Below are 17,167 nucleotides of genomic sequence, written 5' to 3'. Positions count from 1 at the left end.
CGAACAGGACCGTGAAACGCACATGCGCCGATGATAGTGAGGTCCGCCCTCGTGAAAGTAGGTCATCGTCAGACTAACCACACAAAAAACGCCCTGCACTCCAACGAGTCCAGGGCGTTTTTACGTCAACAAAAAGGATCACTCCCGCTGAAAACGCGCGAGAAGGTAAGCGGCCGGCGAACCCACCTTCCCTCAGCCGCTTAGCCCATTGAAGATCGTGTCCATCAATCTTGATGGTCGACACTATGGACGTCATCATCCCGCGTCGAGTCCGGCGTACGCACAGCGAAGCCTTCAAACAGTCGGTGGTCGCGGCCTGTCGTGAGCCGGGTGTCTCGGTGGCCGGGGGCGCGTTGGCCAACCGCGTGAATGCCAATCAGGTCCATTGCTGGATGCGCGAGCGCGGCATCGAGCCACCGAGCCGGCGTATGTCTGGCGGCGCAGCGCTCACGGCGCTGGCTGACGCGAGCTTTGTACCCGAATTCAACGCGCACCACTGGGTAGTCTTAGACGCGCGCCGACATGCGAAGTGAAAAAGCCGAAAGTTCGTGCCGCAACGGCAGGTGTGGCGTCGCCTGTTGAAGCCCTAGGCGACGCCAGTGCGGACTTAGCTGCGGGCGGGTACGAGGAGTTCCGCTTCGCCATCCAGAACGACGGTGTCGCCGACCGTGCAGATTGTCGAGAACACGGCGCGACGCTTCTCCGTTTTGAGTTCCTTGACGGTAACCCGGGCGACGACCGTGTCGCCGATCTTCACCGGGGCCTTGAACTTGAGGTTCTGTGAGAGGTAGATGCAGCCTGGCCCGGGAAGGCGGGTACCGAAGACGGCCGAGATCAGTCCGGCCGACAGCATGCCGTGGGCGATACGGCCACCGAACATCGTGCTCGTGGCGAACTCCTGGTCCAGGTGAACCGGGTTGGTGTCACCGGATACGCCTGCGAACATCAGGATGTCGGCTTCGCTGACGGTACGCGAGACGGAGGCGCTCATGCCGACCGTGAGGTCTTCGAAGCGGTAACCGTAGAGCTCTGCGAAGTTGCGGCTCGAACTGCTCATGTGTTTCTCCTTGTGTGTAAGGGCTTGGGGCGCCATTGTACGGGGCGCCCCGCACCGCATGCTAGAATCGAATGCCCATGCTGCACTGCGGGATTAGTCGTACGTCATTGATGTCTTGGGTGAATCTGTTGTCTATCGAGATTCTTGAGTTTGTTCGATCAAGGCTCGGTGTGAAGGATTTAACGGGCATCCGTTCTCGTTTGAGCTAAGTTGATTGCATTGTGCACAAGGCATGGGCATCAACGGTTGTCCATTGTCGAGCAAACAGGACTCAGGGGCGCTTCATGCTCAAGATCGTCAGCCATTACCTTCCGACGCACACACTGCAGCAGGTCTTGTTCGACGCGGCGATGCTTTTTGCCATCGTACTCGGTGCGGTTGCCTTCCAGGCTGCCCCCGATGTTCCGGATTGGGCCGTCTGTGTGCCGTCGGCACTGGCGTTCGCGGCGTGCATGGTTGCGCTCAATACGGCGATGGGCCTGTATCGGCCCGTCTACCAGCGTTGTCATCGTCAGGTCTTTGCGCGCGTCGGCCTGTCGCTGGTGGTGAGCGTGCCGGTCGCCTATGTGATCTTCGGCTTGCTTCCGTGGGCCGAGATCGCACCTCACTCGCTGCAGGTGAGCGTGCTGGTGTTGCTGTGCCTGCTGCTCTTGCTGCGCGGTCTGGTGAATCAGCGCCAGGCGGCCGGGTTTTTCGTGCCGCGGGTACTGATTGTTGGCACCGGGCGCGATGCGATGACCGTTCAACGGGACCTGATGCGGCCGCTGCAACGCAGCGTGGATGTCGTCGGCTTTCTTCCCGCGGGCGCGAACGAGCGTGTGGAGGTGGAGCCGCGGCAGGTCCTGCCGCCGGGCAGCCTGCTCGATGTCGCGCGCAAGCTGCGTGTCGATGAGGTGATCGTTGCCGTGCGTGAACGCCGCGGTGGGGTGCTTTCTCTGCGAGAGTTGCTCGACTGCAAGCTGGCGGGCATCCGCATCCTCGACTTGTCGTCCTTCTTTGAACGTGTGCAGGGGCAGATCCGACTGGATTCGCTGCGTGCCAGCTGGCTGATCTACGGAGACGGGTTCCGGCAAGGTTGGGCGAGGACTTTCGTCAAGCGTTGCTTTGATCTGGTGGTGGGCTCTTTGCTTCTGGTGTTGAGCCTGCCGGTGATGATCGTGACCGCGATCCTGATCCTGCTCGAGGATGGCGCGCCGATCTTCTATGCTCAGGAGCGGGTCGGACTCGGTGGCAAGCCCTTCCGCGTGGTCAAGTTCCGCAGCATGAGGCGGGACGCCGAGCGCGACGGCAAGCCGCGCTGGGCGACGTCCAATGACGACCGTGTGACGCGTGTGGGTCGGGTGATCCGGAAGCTGCGCATCGATGAACTGCCACAGCTCTTCAACGTGCTCGTGGGCGACATGAGCCTGGTGGGGCCACGCCCCGAGCGGCCGTTCTTTGTCGATCAGCTCACGCAGCAAATCCCGTTCTACGCGGTGCGCCACTGCGTCAAGCCGGGCGTGACGGGCTGGGCGCAGGTGCGCTACCAGTACGGAGCCTCGGTGGACGACGCGGCCGAGAAACTGCAGTACGACCTGTACTATGTCAAGAATCACACCTTGATCCTCGACACCTTGGTGTTGTTCGAGACCGTGCGCGTGGTGCTCACCGGCGAGGGCGCGCACTGAGTGTGTCGGTGGAGTGCGGCCGGTGGCCCGCAAGGCGGTGCATGCTGCGCCTCGCGCTCGAGCCTGAGCACGAGGCGCGTTTCGTGTTGAGGAGGGCCAGCGGTGGCTGAGGTGGCGACCTGGAGCTACGGGCTTGCCGCCGTCTCCTACTTGTTGTTCGGGCTCTACATCTTCGTCGCTTGGCGCGGTGCGCTGCCCGGGGGGGTGCTGCTCACTGCGGTGCTGTTGTCCTGCCTGTGGGCGCTCGCCTCCGCGGTCAATGCGTGGCAGCCGGGTGAAACCAGTCTGGTCCTGTCCGCCGTGCTGGACGTGTTGCGCGGTGCGGCGTGGTTTGCCTTCATGATCGTGCTGTCGCTGCCCCTGTGGGGCAGAAGGCTGCGCTGGCCGGCCTTGCTTGCGGTCGGCGTGTTGGTGTTCCAGTTGGTCGCGATTGTGCTCGAGGGCGTCTTCGATGGCGGCACCCTCGGCCTGCAGCCGGTACTTGTTGCCTGGCTTGCCCATTCGATCGTTGGCCTGATGCTTGTCGAGCAGTTGTACCGCGGGATTCCGGTGAGCTCGCGCTGGGGCATCAAGCCGCTCTGCCTTGCGCTCGCCGCAGGCTACATCTTCGAGCTCTATCTTTTCGCCGACGCCTTCCTGTTCTCGCGTATCGACCCCGACGTATGGGCGGTGCGCGGGCTCGCCCATGCCCTCCTGATCCCGCTGATCGCGCTCTCGGGCACCCGGAGTCCCTCGTGGACGCTGCGCATGTCGATGTCGCGCGAGATGGTCTTCCATTCGACCGCGCTGGCCGGTGCGGGCGCGTATCTGCTGGTGATTGCGGGCGCGGCCTACTATGTGCGCTTCTTTGGCGGCGACTGGGGACGCGCGCTGCAGATGACGCTGCTGTTCGCGGGCCTGGTGCTGCTCGGGGCGCTGCTGTTTTCCGGCGCCTTGCGGGCCCGGCTGCGGGTGCTGATCAGCAAGCACCTGTTCTCGTACCGTTACGATTACCGCAACGAGTGGTTGCGCTTCACCCAGGCCTTGTCCGCCGCGGACAAGGGGCTGGATCTCGGTCAGTCGGTGATCAAGGCGCTGTCCGATCTGGTGGAAAGTCCGGGCGGCGTGCTCTGGCTGCGCGACCAGTACGGGAGCTGCACCATGCACTCCCGGCTCAATCATCCGCCGATGACGGCCGTCGAGCCGCTCGAGTCGCCGTTCTGCCGCTTTCTCGATGAGCGCGGATGGGTGATCAACCTCGAGGAGTACCGGCTGCGGCCGGGGCATTACGAGGGGCTCAAGCTGCCGCCATGGCTGTCCGCGTTCGGTGATGCCTGGCTGGTGATTCCGCTCAAGGCCTCGGACAGCCTCATCGGCTTCGTCGTGCTCAGCTCGCCGCGCGCACCGTTCGAGATCGACTGGGAGGTGCTCGATCTGCTCAAGACTGCGCAGCGCCAGGCCGCCGGCTATCTCGACCGCATGCTCGCCGCCGAAGCCCTGCTCGAGGCGCGCAAGTTCGATTCCTTCAACCGCATGTCGGCCTTCGTGGTGCACGACCTCAAGAACCTGGTCGCGCAGCTATCGCTGATGCTTCGGAACGCCGAGCGCCACCGCGACAATCCCGAGTTCCAGCAGGACATGCTCGAGACCGTGGCCCATGTCGAGTCGCGCATGCGCGGCCTGATGACGCAACTGCAGGAGAAGCGCTCGATCGACCCGGCGCGCCCAGTGGATCTGGTGCCGCTGCTGAAATCGGTGTGCGAAGGCAAGCGCGGACAGTTGCCCGCGATCGAGGTTCGCGTCGAAGTCGACGCGGAGACCGAAGTCAATGCCCACCCGCAGCGCCTGGAAAGAATCATCGGTCATGTCGTGCAAAATGCACTGGATGCCACCGACGAGGATGGTAAGGTGGCCGTAACGCTCGGGGAGGCTGAAGGCAAGGCTCTGAGCATCGTGGTGCAGGACACGGGCTGCGGGATGAGCGCCGATTTTCTGCGCGAACGCCTGTCCAGGCCGTTCCAGACCACCAAGGCGAGCGGTATGGGGATCGGCGTGTTCGAGACCCGTCAGTACCTCAACGAGATCGGCGGCCAGCTGCACTTCGACAGCGAGGTGGGCAAGGGTACGTGCGTCACCATCACACTGCAGCGTGTGCGTCGCGCTCAGTGAGCTCAAAGAGCAGGAGAAAGTGAGTTCCATGTCCGACAAGCAGCGAACGCTTCTGATCGTCGAGGACGATCCGGCGCTGCAGAAGCAGATGCGGTGGGCGTTTGACGCCTGCGACACGGTCGTCGCCGATGACCGCGAGAGCGCGATCAACCAGTTGCGCAAGCACGAGCCGGCGGTGGTGACCATGGATCTCGGACTGCCGCCTGCGCCCGACGACGTCAGCGAGGGGTTCCGGCTGTTGCGCGAGATCCTCAGCCTCGCGCCCGACACCAAGGTCATCGTGCTCACCGGCCAGCACGACCGCGAGAACGCGGTCAAGGCGATCGGGATGGGGGCCTACGATTTTTTCGCCAAGCCTTTCGAGCCGGAGCTGCTGAGCCTGACCATCGACCGCGCTTTCCGCATGCACGACCTGCAGATGGAGAACGCGCGCCTGGCCGCGCTGCAGGGCAGCCCCTTGTCGGGCCTCATCACGCGCGACCCGGCCATGCTCAAGATCTGTCGCACGATCGAGAAGCTGGCTTCCGCTTCGGTCACCGTCGCCCTGCTCGGCGAGAGCGGCACCGGCAAGGAGATCCTCGCGCGCGGCCTGCACGCGCTGTCGCCGCGGGCCGGTGAGCGCTTCGTTGCGATCAACTGCGCGGCCATCCCCGACACCCTGCTCGAGAGCGAGCTGTTCGGCTATGAGAAGGGGGCCTTCACCGGCGCCGTCAAGCAAACCCTCGGCAAGATCGAGACCGCGCATCGCGGCACGCTCTTCCTCGACGAGATCGGCGACCTGCCGCTGCCGCTGCAGTCCAAGTTGCTGCGCTTCCTGCAGGAGCGCTGCATCGAGCGCGTCGGCGGCCGCGAAGAGATCCCGGTCGATGTGCGCATCGTCTGCGCCACCCATCGTGACCTGAAGGCGCAGATCAGGGAGGGCGTGTTCCGCGAAGACCTGTACTACCGGCTGGCCGAGATCGTCATCGAGATCCCGCCGCTGCGCGCGCGCGAGGGCGACGCGGCGCTGCTCGCGCATGCCTTCGCACAACGCTTTGCACGCGATAACGGGCGCCGCTCGCTGGTACTCGCCGACGATGCCCTGTCCGCAATCGACGCCCATGCCTGGCCGGGTAACGTGCGCGAACTCGAGAACTGCATCAAGCGTGCGGTGATCATGGCCGAGGGCGATGCCATCACCGCCGCCGATCTCGGCCTGCAGGCGCCCGAGGACGATCTCGCGTTTCTCAATCTGCGCCGGGTGCGCGAAGAGGCCGAGCGCAACGCGGTGCTCAAGGTCATCGCCCGCACCAACGGCAACATTGCCCGCGCGGCCGAAATCCTCGGCGTCAGCCGCCCCTCCCTTTATGATCTACTCGGCCGCTTCGGCCTCAAGAAGGAGAATGGTTCGTGAGCCAGAAACACAATGCACGCCGTCCGCAGCGCTGGCCCGGCCGGGCCCACGGCCTTGCCGCCACGGCGCTGTCGGCCTTCCTGCTCGTGGGCTGTGGCCAGAGCCCGGAGCAGATGCTCGATTCGGCCAAGGGCTACATCGCCAAGCAGGATCTCAACGCCGCCAGCATCCAGCTCAAGAATGCCCTGCAGGAAAATGGCAGCCTGACCGAAGCGCGCTTCCTGCTCGGGCGCATCCAGCTCGAGCAGGGCGAGCTCGCCAGCGCCGTCAAGGAACTGACGCGGGCGAGCGAACTCGGCTACCCGCGCGACGAGGTCGCGCCGCTGCTGGCGCGTGCGTTGGCGCGGGCCGGTGAATTCGACCAGTTGCTGAAGGACTTTGGCGACGTCAGGCTTGGCGACGCCCAGTCGCAGTCGGTGATCCTGGCCTCGCTGGCCGATGCGCATCTGTCCAAGGGCGACGTCGATCGGGCGCAGGCGAAATACGTCGAGGCCCTCGCAGCCGACCCCGCCGAAGCCCATGCCCGGGTCGGGCTGGCGCGCACTCATCTGTTCAAGGGCGATGCCAAGGCGGCCGAGGCCGAGGCCCGGGAAGCCATCCAGCGCACGCCCACCTTCGCCGACGCCCATGCCGTGCTCGCCGACGCGCTGCTCCTGCAGGGCCGGGCCGACGAGTCGGTCGCTGCCCTGCGCGAAGCGATTCGACAGGCGCCGGCGGCGGTCAACTATCACTTCGCGCTGGTGTCGCAACTGTTGCGCCAGAACAAGGTCGAGGACGCCGAGGCTGCGCTGAAAGCCATGCAGGCGGCGGCTGGCGGCCATCCCTCGACGCGCTACCTGAAGGCCCTGATGGACTTCAGGAACAACCGCCTCGTCGAGGCGCGCGATGAGCTGCTGCAGGTGCTCAGGCAGGCACCGCAGTACCTGCCTGCCGAACTCCTTGCCGGTACCGTGCTGGTGCGCCTCAACGAGCATGCGCTCGGCCGCACACATCTGTCGCGGGTGCTCGAGCGTGCGCCCGGCGCGGTCATGGCCAGGCAGGCGCTGGTCGTGTCGCATCTGGCAACGGGCGAAGCGCCGCGTGCCCTCGAACTGCTGCAGCCGCTGCTGCAGATGCCCGAGCCCGATGCGCGCCTGCTCGGCCTCGCCGGGCAGGTGTTCCTGGCCAACGGTGATTTCGAACGCTCCGAGGAATATTTCGCCCGCGCCAGCACGGCTTCGCCCGATGATGCCCAGGCCCGACTGCGCCTGGGCGTGGCGCGCCTGGCCGGTGGCGATGCGCCGGCCGCCTTTGCCGATCTCGAGGCCGCGGCGGCGATGGACGACACCGCGATCCAGGCCGAACTCGCGCTGGTCGTGGCTCACCTGCGTCGTGGCGAGCTGGACCAGGCCCTGACTGCGCATGAGCAGCTCTCCCGCAAGCAGCCCGACAATCCGCTCGTGCACAACTTGCTCGGCGGTCTGATGCTGGCCAAGCGCGATGTGCCTGCGGCGCGCGCGGCCTTCGAGAAGGCCTTGGCGACCCAGCCCGACTACCTTGCTGCCGCGGTCAACCTGGCCAGGATCGACCTCTCCGAGCGGCGCTCGGACGATGCACTGGCGCGCATCCAGGCGATCGTCGACCGCAACCCCCGAAACGTCGAGGCCCTGCTCACGCTGGCGGAGCTGCAGCGGACAACCGGTGCCGAAGCGGCTACCGTGCTGGCTTCGCTCGAGCGCGCCGAGGCGGCCTCGCCGGGGGCGGTGGCGCCGAACCTCGCCCTGGTTCAGCACCATCTGCGCCAGCGCGACTTTCCGCGTGCCCTGCAGGTCGCGCAGAAGGTGGCGGCCGCGCACCCCGACGAACCCCGCGTGGTCGAGACCCTCGCCCGCGCCCAGATCGCCTCCGGCGACAGCCAGCAGACAGTCTCGACCCTCAATCGCCTGGCAAGCCTGCAGCCGCGTTCGCCGGTCCCGTTCATCCAGCTCGCCGACGTCCATCGTTCGCTGAAGGACAACAGTGCCGCCGAGCAGGCCTTGCGCCGTGCGCTGACCATCAGCCCCGATGCCGTCGAGGCGCAACAGCGCCTGATCGCCTTGCTCATCGAGCACGGCGATCGCGCGGGCGCCCTGCGGGTGGCGCGTGACGCCCAGGCCCGCCATGCCGACCGTCCGCTCGGTTATTTCCTCGAGGGCGAAATCCATGCCAACGGCGGTAATTGGACCGAGGCGGCGACCGCGCTGCAGCGCGCGGTGGAACGCAATGGCGGTGGCCAGGTCGCCGCGCGCCTGCACGCGGTGCTGCTGCGGGCCGAGCGCAAGGCCGATGCTGACCGCATGGGGGCCGACTGGCTGCAGAAGAACCCTACCGACCTGGTGATGCGCGGCTACCTTGCCGAGCGCGCGCTCGCCGAGAATCGGCACGCCGACGCCTTCGCGCTGTTCAGCCGCATGCATGAGATGGCTCCGCAGAACGCCCTGATCCTCAACAACCTGGCGTGGACCGCGAACCAGGTGAAGGATCCGAAGGCCCTCGAATTTGCCGAGCAGGCGCTGCGGCTGGCACCGGAGAACCCGGCCATCATCGATACCGTCGGCATGATCCAGGTCGAACGGGGCGACGTCGATGCCGGTCTCGCCAACCTGCAGCGTGCCGTCAAGCTCGGGCCCGAGCTGCTGCCGCTGCACCTGAACCTGGCCAAGGCCTTTGCGAAGGTCGGTCGTGCCGCGGACGCGCGCAGCCAGCTCGACGGGCTGCTGCCGCGCCTCCAGGAAGGCAGCCCGCTGCACAATGAGGCCGTGGCCTTGCAGAAAACGCTGTGAACACCTTTCAGAATCAACGCACCAAGGACATTCCCATGACCACCATCGCCGTCATCGGCCTCGGCTACGTCGGCCTGCCGCTCGCCGTGGAGTTCGGCAAGAAGTACCGCACCCTCGGCTTCGACCTCTCCGCACAGAAGGTCGCCGCTTATCGCGACTGCATCGACCCCACCGGCGAGGTGTCGTCGGCCGACCTGCGTGCCGCCACCCAGCTGAGCTGCCACACCGACCCCGCGGTCCTGCGCGAGGCCGACTTCGTCGTCATCGCCGTGCCCACCCCGGTCGATGACGCTCACCAGCCCGACTTCACGCCGCTGGTGAAGTCCTCCGAGACCGCCGGGCGCCATCTCAAGCGCGGTGCCATCGTGGTGTACGAATCCACCGTCTACCCGGGCGCCACCGAGGAGGTCTGCATTCCCATCCTCGAGCGCGAGTCGGGCCTGAAGTGGAAGCAGGACTTCTTCGTCGGCTACTCGCCCGAGCGCATCAACCCGGGCGACAAGGAGCGCACGGTCACCAAGATCCTTAAGGTCGTCTCCGGCGACACGCCCGAGACCCTGGCCAAGGTGGAGGAGATGTACGCCTCGGTGATCACCGCCGGTGTCTATCCTGCCAGCTCGATCAAGGTCGCCGAGGCCGCCAAGGTCATCGAGAACACCCAGCGTGACCTCAATATTGCGCTGATGAACGAGCTCTCCGTGATCTTCCACAAGATGGGCATCGATACGCTCGAGGTGCTCAAGGCCGCCGGCACCAAATGGAACTTCCTGCCTTTCCGCCCCGGCCTGGTCGGCGGTCACTGCATCGGCGTCGATCCCTACTACCTCACGCACAAGGCCGAGATGCTCGGCTACCACCCGCAGGTCATCCTCGCCGGCCGCCGCATCAACGACAGCATGGGCAAGTACGTGGCCGAGCAGACGGTCAAGCAGATGATCGCCGCCGGCTCGCATGTCAAGGGCGCCGACGTCATCGTGCTCGGCCTCACCTTCAAGGAGAACTGCCCGGACCTGCGCAACAGCAAGGTGATCGACGTCATCCACGAGCTCCAGAGCTACGGCTGCAAGGTCCACGTGCATGACCCGGTGGCAGAATCCGCCGAAGCCGAGCACGAGTACGGCGTCAGCCTGGCGCCATGGGATGCCCTGCCGGTGGCCGATGCCATCGTCGCGGCCGTGGCGCACGAGGCGTTTGTCGACATGCCGCTGTCGACCCTGCTCGCCAAGCTCGCGCCGCAAGGGGTGTTCGCCGACGTCAAGTCGAGCTACGACCCCGCAGCGCTCGCTGCCGCAGGGGTGAAGGTGTGGCGGCTGTAAGCATCTTCTGCCATAAATAGTCATGGCCAGTCGCGACCACGCCCCTCCGCCTTCAACGCTTCGGCCCGGCCGCGTGCCGGGCGTGGCTGGACGCATCCGGCACATCGCGTTTGGGGTGTGCCTCGCCTGCGCCGGGGCCACCTCCGCGGGCACGGCCTCGGCCAGCGACGACCTGATCGCAAAGGCGTTCGCCCTGCAGGCGCGCTATCTGGCCGAGGAGGCGCTCAGCTACGAGCACGGCGAGGGCGTGCCGCGTGATCAGCCCTACGCGGCTCGGCTGTACTGCGAGTCGGCCCGCCTGGGCGACCCCGAAGGCATGTACGCGCTGGCCTGGATGTACGCCAATGGCCGCGGCGTGGAGCGCAACGATGCCTACGCCGGCACCTTGTTCGCCATGGCGGCCAAGCTCGGCAACGCCCACGCCGAACGCATGCTGCGCTTCACCGGCGAGTACACCGGTGCCGTGCCCGATTGCCTGCACACGCCGTCCGAGCTGCTGGCGCAACGCTGGCCGGTCGAGGCGCTGGTCGCCCGCCTGCCGCCGGCGCGCCAGCAGGTCGCGCGCCTGCTCATCGAGCTTGCGCCGAGCTACGGCGTCCAGCCGCAACTCGCGCTCGCCATTGCGCTCACCGAGTCGGCGCTCAATCCGCAGGCCTTGTCGCCCAAGAACGCGATGGGGGTGATGCAGCTCATTCCGGAGACGGCGCAGCGCTTCAATGTCAGCCAGCCCTACGATCCCGAGCAGAACATCCGCGGCGGGCTGGCCTACCTGCGCTGGTTGCTGGCCTATTTCGAAGGCGACGTCGCGCTTGCGGCGGCCGCCTACAACGCCGGCGAAGGGGCGGTGAATCGCTTCCGCGGCGTGCCCCCCTACAGCGAGACGCGGGCCTACGTCGAGCGCATCCTGCGCCATGTCGGCGACGGCCGGCACCCCTACGACAGCAACGTGGTGGCGCCCAGCCCCATGTTGCGCACCTTGCGCCTGGCTCGCCAGGAGGACCACGACACATGACTCCCGCCTCGTTCCCGCAGCCGGTGCCGGACCGCGGACGGCGCCGCCTGCTGGCGCAGGCGCTCGCGCTGCCTGTTGCAGTCGGCTTGCCGGCCCTCGTGCAGGCCGACCTGGTGACGACGGTGCCGCGCATCAAGCCCTCGGTGGTGGCGGTGGGCACGTACCAGCGCACGCGCAGCCCGGCCTTCCAGTTTCGCGGCACCGGCTTCGTGGTCGGCGACGGCCAGCTCGTCGCGACCAATGCGCACGTACTGCCCGAGCGCATCGACAGCGACAAGATGGAGGCCCTGGTCATCGTCGTGCCCGGCGAAGGCCAGACCGGTAGCGTGCGTCAGGTGGCTGTCGGCGCCGCCGACCGCAGCCGCGACCTCGCCGTGCTCAAGCTCGCCGGTGGCCCGCCGCTGCCGGCACTGCGCCTGGCGCGCGCCGGCGGCGTGCAGGAGGGGCAGACCGTCGCCTTTACCGGTTTTCCGATCGGCAATGTGCTCGGCATGACCCCGGTCACCCATCGCGGCATCGTTGCAGCGATCACCCCGATCGGCATTCCCCAGGCCAACGCGCGCGATTTGAATCCCGCCCTTATTCGCCGCCTGGCCAACGACGTCTTTCGCGTCTATCAGCTCGACGCCACGGCCTACCCGGGCAACAGCGGCAGTCCGCTGTACGACCCGGCGAGCGGCGAGGTGATCGGCGTGCTGAACATGGTGTTCGTGAAGTCCACCAAGGAAAACGTGCTGTCCGACCCCTCCGGCATCAGCTACGCCATCCCGGTGGAGTACCTGCACCGCCTGCTGGGCGAGCTCAGGTAGCGGAAGGCGCCAGGATCGCGTCGGCCAGCGCGGCCGGGGTGGCCACCGCGCGCCAGTGCGGCGCGAGTTCGTGTGCACCGAGGCTGCCGTAGCCCCAGGTGGCGGCGAGGAAGGGCAGGCCGTTCGCGTCGGCCGACTCGCCGTCCTCGCTGCGGTCGCCCACATACACCGCCTGCTCGCGCGCAATGCCGCGATCCTGCATCAGGCGGGCGATCATCGCCGCCTTGTGCGGCAGACGCGGCTCGAACAGATCAAGCGCGTACACCGCATCGAAGTGATCCGCCCAGCCCAGGTGCGCGAGGATCAGCCGCGTCGGGTGCAGGCGCTTGTTGGTCGCGATCGACAGCGTGCAGCCCGCCTCGACCAGTCGCGCGAGCATCTCGCCCACGCCATCGTAGGCCGCCGTCTCGCGGTAGCCGCGGGTGTCGTAACTGGCCTTGAAGTGCGCAGCGAGGGCCTCGATCACGCCGGCGTCCGTCGTGCCGGCCAGCATCTGCAGGGTCTCGAGCAGGGGCGGGCCGACGATGCCGGCATCGATCGGCACCACGGCCTCGCGCCCGGCGGCGGCGAAGGCCGCGCGGTAGCTGGCAAGGATCGCCGGGGCCGAGTCGATCAGGGTGCCGTCGAGGTCGAACAGCACATGCGGGTAACGAGGCATGCAGGAGGGCCGGATGCGTTGCGGGCGGCCGGACGGGCGCGGGGCCCGGGGCGGGCCGGTCATCGCCGGGACGGAGCTGGTGGTCCCGTCACCAGGAATCGAACCTGGATCTGGCGCTTAGGAGGCGCCCGTTCTATCCATTGAACTATGACGAGACTCAGGGCGCGCATTCTAGCCGTTTGGCGGCGTCGGACCAAGTGTCGGCTCGTTGTTGCGCGGCGGGAACAGGAACGCGCGCGGCGCGCGCAGCAGGCGCTTCGCCAGCAGGCTGCCTAGGCTGCGGCCCTGTTCGAAGCTGATGCGGCGGGCGCGCATGGCCACGCTCAGCGTCAGCGTGAAGCTCACCAGCAGGTTCACGATGCCGATCAGCAGCACCCCGGACAAGGCCACCAGCACCGTCGTCAGCGGGATGGCGAAGTCCAGCGCGACCGAGGCATAGCCCAGGTAGGCCGACGAGAAGGCGATGTGGCGGATATCCACCGGCAGCCCGAACAGCACACCGATCGCGGTGGCGCCGCCGAGCAGGAAGCCGAAGAAGATGTTGCCCACGATCGCACCCAGGTTGTTCTCGATGTAGATCACCAGTCGGTCTGCACGCGCCTCGCCGAGCACGCGCTTGGGCCAGCGCAGCTGACGCAGGCGTTGCGGCACGCGGTTGTAGGCCGACAGGTTGTCGTAGAAGGCGGCGATCAGGCCGGACATGAACAGGCACACGCCGGCAATCGCGGCGAAGAAGGGCGCACCGCTGAGCGGGTCGATCTCGTCGAGCAGCTTGTGCGCATTGTCCGGCGTGACGAAATGGCTGCCGGTGGCAAGCTGAATGATCAGCCCCACCAGCAGCGCAACCGGAATCGCGACGCCGATGTTGCCCATGATGGCGGCCGCCTGGCTGCGTATGGTGCGCACGATCAGGTCGGCAAGATCCTCGAGGTCGCGCCCGCCCTTGGCCTTGGCCTCGCCGATCGAGGCGGCGATGGCGTTGGCCGTCATCGCCGGCTGTTTGGTCGCCACCGTGCCGCCGAGCATGTGGATCAGCGCAAAGCCGAGGCCGTAGTTGAGGCAGAAGGACAGCAGCTCGTTGAGCGGGGCCATGCCCTGCTCGCCGAGCACGATCTTGTTGGCCGCCATGAAGGCGATGATCAGGCCGCCGAGCGCGGCCGAGGACAGCATGCCGAAGTATTCGCGGCGGCTGCTGGTGATGTACTTTTCGCCGGTCTTGCTCGCGCTCTCGGTCATGCGCAGCGACAGCAGCTCGACGTTCTTGCCCCAGTAGTCTGCCAGGATGTTCTTGCGGCACTCGGCCCGCACCAGGGTCTTGAATAGGCGCACGATGCGCGGCGCGGCGTCCTCGACCACGCGCCGCGTGCGCAGCTCGGAGAGCAGCGCGGTCAGCTCGTTGATGCGCTCGAGGTGCTGGCGCAGGCGCTCGAGCTTGAAGGTGAGCGTCAGGCTGGTGCCGATGCGGGTCGCCCGCTTGCGTACGCGCTGCAGGATCTCGTCGCACTGATGGAGCATTACGGTGAGGTGCTTGTCGTCGGCGATCAGCGCGCCGGGCGTGGTCCACCAGTTGCTGTAGTGCTGGATATAGGTCAGCAGCTCGGCGTTCTGCGCCAGGAAGGGCGACTCGTGCTCTTCGAGGTTGGGGTCGATGCGCACCAGTTCGCGGTCGAGGCCGATCGCCGAGACGTGGAAGGACAGCACCCGCAGCGCCTCGAGGATCTCGCGCACCGCATGGGGCAGGGGGCTCGCGTCCTCCTCGAACATCGGCGTCTGGTGGCCGACGAGCAGGTGCAGGAAGGCCCGCCAGTCCGCATCGGGGATGGCGTTCACCCACACCTCGTCGTCCACCCGGTGGAACACGGCCGACAGCAGGTCGCGCAGGTGGGCGGTGTCGATCACCTCGGGCAGCAGGCGATTGCCGATTCGGCGCGAGGTCTCGGAGAAGAAGCCGGTCGAGGGCAGCAGGCCGGAGGCCACGTACATCGTCACCTGCTTGCGCTCGGCGAACAGGCGCAGGGTGGCCGCGCGCAGGTTGGCGAGCAGATCCGAACGGCGCGCGAGCAGGGTGCTGAGCGCCTTCAGGTTCGCGCTCGCCTTGTCGGTCTGGGTCGCGCGCGGCGGGCGCAGCTTGTCGACCAGGGCCACCCACAGGGCGACCTGATCCTGTTCCGGCTGGCCGAAACGTTCGAGGAGTCTTTCCATGTTCATGCTTCCATAAGCGGCGGTGATGCGCTCGCGCACGAGTCGCGGGGCCGCGGGCCCGGCACCGGCAAGGACCCGGTCGGGCAAGAAATTGTGCACTGCATTATGCGGTAATCCGCCCCGGATGCCAGCACGGGGCTAAAATCGGCACCCCTGTTTCCGATCGGCGGCCGCGGCTGCCTCACCTGCCATGCCCCTGCTTTCCGTCGATAACGCCTGCCTGGCCTTTGGTCACGTCGACCTGCTCGATCATGTGACTTTTCAGCTCGACGCGGGCGAACGCGTTGCGCTGATCGGGCGCAATGGCTCGGGCAAGTCGAGCCTGCTGCGCGCGCTCGCCGGTCAGGCGGCGCTCGATGATGGCACAGTCTGGCGGCAGGCCGAAATGGTCACCGCCTATGTGCCGCAGGAGCCCGACTTTGCGCTCGAGCGCGACGTCTTCGCCACCATCGCCGACGGCCTGGGCGCCGCCGCGCAGCTGCTGGTGGATTACCACGCCGCCATGGTCGCGGTCGCCGACCACGCCACGCCGGCGGCGCTGGCCCGGCTTGATGCGCTGCAGCATGCCGTCGAGCAGGCCGAGGCCTGGCGGCTGAACCAGCGCGTCGAGCAGGTCGTGGCCCGTCTCGGACTCGACCCCGCGGCAAAGGTTTCCAGCCTCTCGGGCGGCGGCGTCAAGCGCGTCGCGCTGGCGCGGGCGCTGGTGGCCGAGCCCGACCTGCTGCTGCTCGACGAGCCCACCAACCACCTCGACCTCGACGGCATCCTGTGGCTGGAAGAGCTCATCCGCGACTTCCGCGGCGCGGTCATGGTCATCACCCACGACCGCGTGTTTCTCGACAACGTCGCCACCCGCATCATCGAGCTCGACCGCGGCAAGCTGGCGAGCTATCCGGGGCGTTTTGCCGACTACCAGCGGCGCAAGGCCGAGGAGCTGGAGGCCGAAGAGAAGGCCGCCGCGCGCTTCGACAAGTTCCTCGCCCAGGAGGAGGTGTGGATCCGCAAGGGCGTCGAGGCCCGCCGCACCCGCAACGAGGGCCGCGTGCGCCGGCTCGAGGCCCTGCGCGTCGCGCGTGCCGCGCGCCGCGACCGTCTCGGCAACGTCAGCCTGGCGGTGGACACCGGCGACAAGAGCGGCCAGATGGTGGCCGAGCTGACCCACGTCACCAAGCGCTACGGCGGCAAGACCGTCGTCCGTGACTTCTCGACCCGCATCCTGCGTGGCGACCGCATCGGCTTCATCGGCCCCAACGGCGCCGGCAAGACCACGCTGTTGAAGCTGATCCTCGGCGAGATCGAGCCCGACGAGGGCAGCGTGCGCCGCGGTACGCGCCAGACCGTGGCCTACTTCGACCAGTTGCGCGAACAGCTCGACCCCGAGCTGCCGCTCACCGAGGTCATCAGCCCGGGCTCGGACTACGTCGAGATCGGCGGCGACAGGAAGCACGTCATCGGCTATCTCGGCGACTTCCTGTTCGCGCCGCAGCGCGCGCGCTCGCCGGTCAAGTCGCTCTCCGGCGGCGAGCGCAACCGCCTGCTGCTGGCGCGCCTGTTTGCCCGCCCGGCCAACCTGCTGGTGCTCGACGAGCCGACCAACGACCTCGACATCGAGACCCTCGATCTGCTCGAGGAACTCTTGGCCGGCTACGACGGCACCCTGTTCCTGGTCAGCCACGACCGTGCCTTCCTCGACAACGTCGTCACCCAGGTGATCGCCGCCGAGGGCGACGGGCGCTGGGGCGAGTACGCCGGCGGCTATGGCGACTGGCAGCGCGTGCAGGCCCAGCGTGCCGAGGAGCGGGCAGCGCGCGACAGCGTCAAGCGCGCGCCGGCGCCGGCCGACAAGGGCCGCGGCGCAGAGCGCAAGCCCGCAAACCGGCCGGGCAAGCTGTCCTTCAACGACAAGCGCGAGCTCGAGTCCCTGCCGGACCGCATCGCCGCCCTCGAGGACGAGCAGGCCGCGCTGCATGCGCGCATGGCCGACCCCGCGCTATACCAGAACGCACCGCAGGAGGTCGCCCAGATCAAGGCCCGCCTGGAAGCGCTGGACGGCGAGATCGAGGCCGCGATGCTGCGCTGGGAAGAACTCGAGTCGCGCGCCTGA

Annotated in this window: 12 protein-coding genes and 1 tRNA gene; 9 read left to right on the top strand and 4 right to left on the bottom strand. The window is 67.3% G+C overall.

Going from position 1 to position 17,167, the window contains the following annotated elements:
• Positions 1 to 245: 245 nt before the first annotated feature.
• Entirely contained in the window at positions 246 to 533 is a 288-nt protein-coding gene (locus ACMV5O_RS10470; protein ID WP_416163402.1) for a transposase, read from the top strand.
• Positions 534 to 607: 74 nt separating this feature from the next.
• Here ACMV5O_RS10470 and ACMV5O_RS10465 read toward each other — a convergent pair whose 3' ends face one another.
• Positions 608 to 1,057: a MaoC family dehydratase gene (locus ACMV5O_RS10465; protein WP_416163401.1), complete on the bottom strand. Its 450-nt coding sequence runs from the start codon at positions 1,055 to 1,057 to the stop codon at positions 608 to 610.
• A gap of 284 nt (positions 1,058 to 1,341) precedes the next feature.
• On the opposite strand from ACMV5O_RS10465, the gene ACMV5O_RS10460 reads away from it, so the two are divergent.
• The 7 genes from ACMV5O_RS10460 (at position 1,342) to ACMV5O_RS10430 (ending at position 12,203) form a co-directional block, all read left to right on the top strand.
• Positions 1,342 to 2,724: a TIGR03013 family XrtA/PEP-CTERM system glycosyltransferase gene (locus ACMV5O_RS10460; RefSeq protein ID WP_416163400.1), complete on the top strand. Its 1,383-nt coding sequence runs from the start codon at positions 1,342 to 1,344 to the stop codon at positions 2,722 to 2,724.
• A 102-nt stretch (positions 2,725 to 2,826) separates the two neighbouring features.
• Entirely contained in the window at positions 2,827 to 4,872 is a 2,046-nt protein-coding gene (gene prsK / locus ACMV5O_RS10455; protein WP_416163399.1) for an XrtA/PEP-CTERM system histidine kinase PrsK, read from the top strand.
• 28 nt (positions 4,873 to 4,900) lie between these two features.
• Positions 4,901 to 6,265: a PEP-CTERM-box response regulator transcription factor gene (gene prsR, locus ACMV5O_RS10450; protein ID WP_416163398.1), complete on the top strand. Its 1,365-nt coding sequence runs from the start codon at positions 4,901 to 4,903 to the stop codon at positions 6,263 to 6,265.
• Positions 6,262 to 9,066, top strand: coding sequence for an XrtA/PEP-CTERM system TPR-repeat protein PrsT (gene prsT, locus ACMV5O_RS10445; protein ID WP_416163397.1), 2,805 nt, complete (start codon positions 6,262 to 6,264; stop codon positions 9,064 to 9,066). The genes prsR and prsT overlap by 4 nt, the downstream gene beginning before the upstream one ends.
• Positions 9,067 to 9,101: 35 nt before the next feature.
• Entirely contained in the window at positions 9,102 to 10,382 is a 1,281-nt protein-coding gene (locus ACMV5O_RS10440) for a nucleotide sugar dehydrogenase (protein WP_416163396.1), read from the top strand.
• A gap of 103 nt (positions 10,383 to 10,485) precedes the next feature.
• Entirely contained in the window at positions 10,486 to 11,394 is a 909-nt protein-coding gene (locus ACMV5O_RS10435; protein ID WP_416163405.1) for a lytic transglycosylase domain-containing protein, read from the top strand.
• Positions 11,391 to 12,203, top strand: coding sequence for a S1 family peptidase (locus tag ACMV5O_RS10430; RefSeq protein WP_416163395.1), 813 nt, complete (start codon positions 11,391 to 11,393; stop codon positions 12,201 to 12,203). Before ACMV5O_RS10435 ends, ACMV5O_RS10430 begins: the two co-directional genes overlap by 4 nt.
• On the opposite strand, the gene ACMV5O_RS10425 is transcribed toward ACMV5O_RS10430, so the two are convergent.
• The 3 genes from ACMV5O_RS10425 to ACMV5O_RS10415 all read right to left on the bottom strand — a co-directional run bounded on the left by ACMV5O_RS10425 (position 12,196) and on the right by ACMV5O_RS10415 (position 15,063).
• Entirely contained in the window at positions 12,196 to 12,861 is a 666-nt protein-coding gene (locus tag ACMV5O_RS10425; protein ID WP_416163394.1) for an HAD family hydrolase, read from the bottom strand. The genes ACMV5O_RS10430 and ACMV5O_RS10425 overlap by 8 nt on opposite strands.
• 80 nt (positions 12,862 to 12,941) lie before the next feature.
• Positions 12,942 to 13,016: transfer RNA gene (locus ACMV5O_RS10420), tRNA-Arg, on the bottom strand.
• 16 nt (positions 13,017 to 13,032) lie between these two features.
• Positions 13,033 to 15,063: a site-specific recombinase gene (locus ACMV5O_RS10415; protein ID WP_416163393.1), complete on the bottom strand. Its 2,031-nt coding sequence runs from the start codon at positions 15,061 to 15,063 to the stop codon at positions 13,033 to 13,035.
• A 190-nt stretch (positions 15,064 to 15,253) separates the two neighbouring features.
• Here ACMV5O_RS10415 and ACMV5O_RS10410 point away from each other — a divergent pair, with 190 nt between their 5' ends.
• The gene (locus tag ACMV5O_RS10410) at positions 15,254 to 17,167 is read left to right on the top strand and encodes an ATP-binding cassette domain-containing protein (RefSeq protein ID WP_416163392.1); all 1,914 of its coding nucleotides are present in this window, start codon (positions 15,254 to 15,256) and stop codon (positions 17,165 to 17,167) included.

The sequence above is a fragment of the Thauera sp. WH-1 genome (assembly GCF_047806685.1).
In the GTDB taxonomy this organism is placed as follows: Bacteria; Pseudomonadota; Gammaproteobacteria; order Burkholderiales; family Rhodocyclaceae; genus Thauera.
The sequence above is the reverse complement of the archived record's forward strand: the minus strand, read 5'-3'. Positions and strand labels throughout refer to the sequence as shown.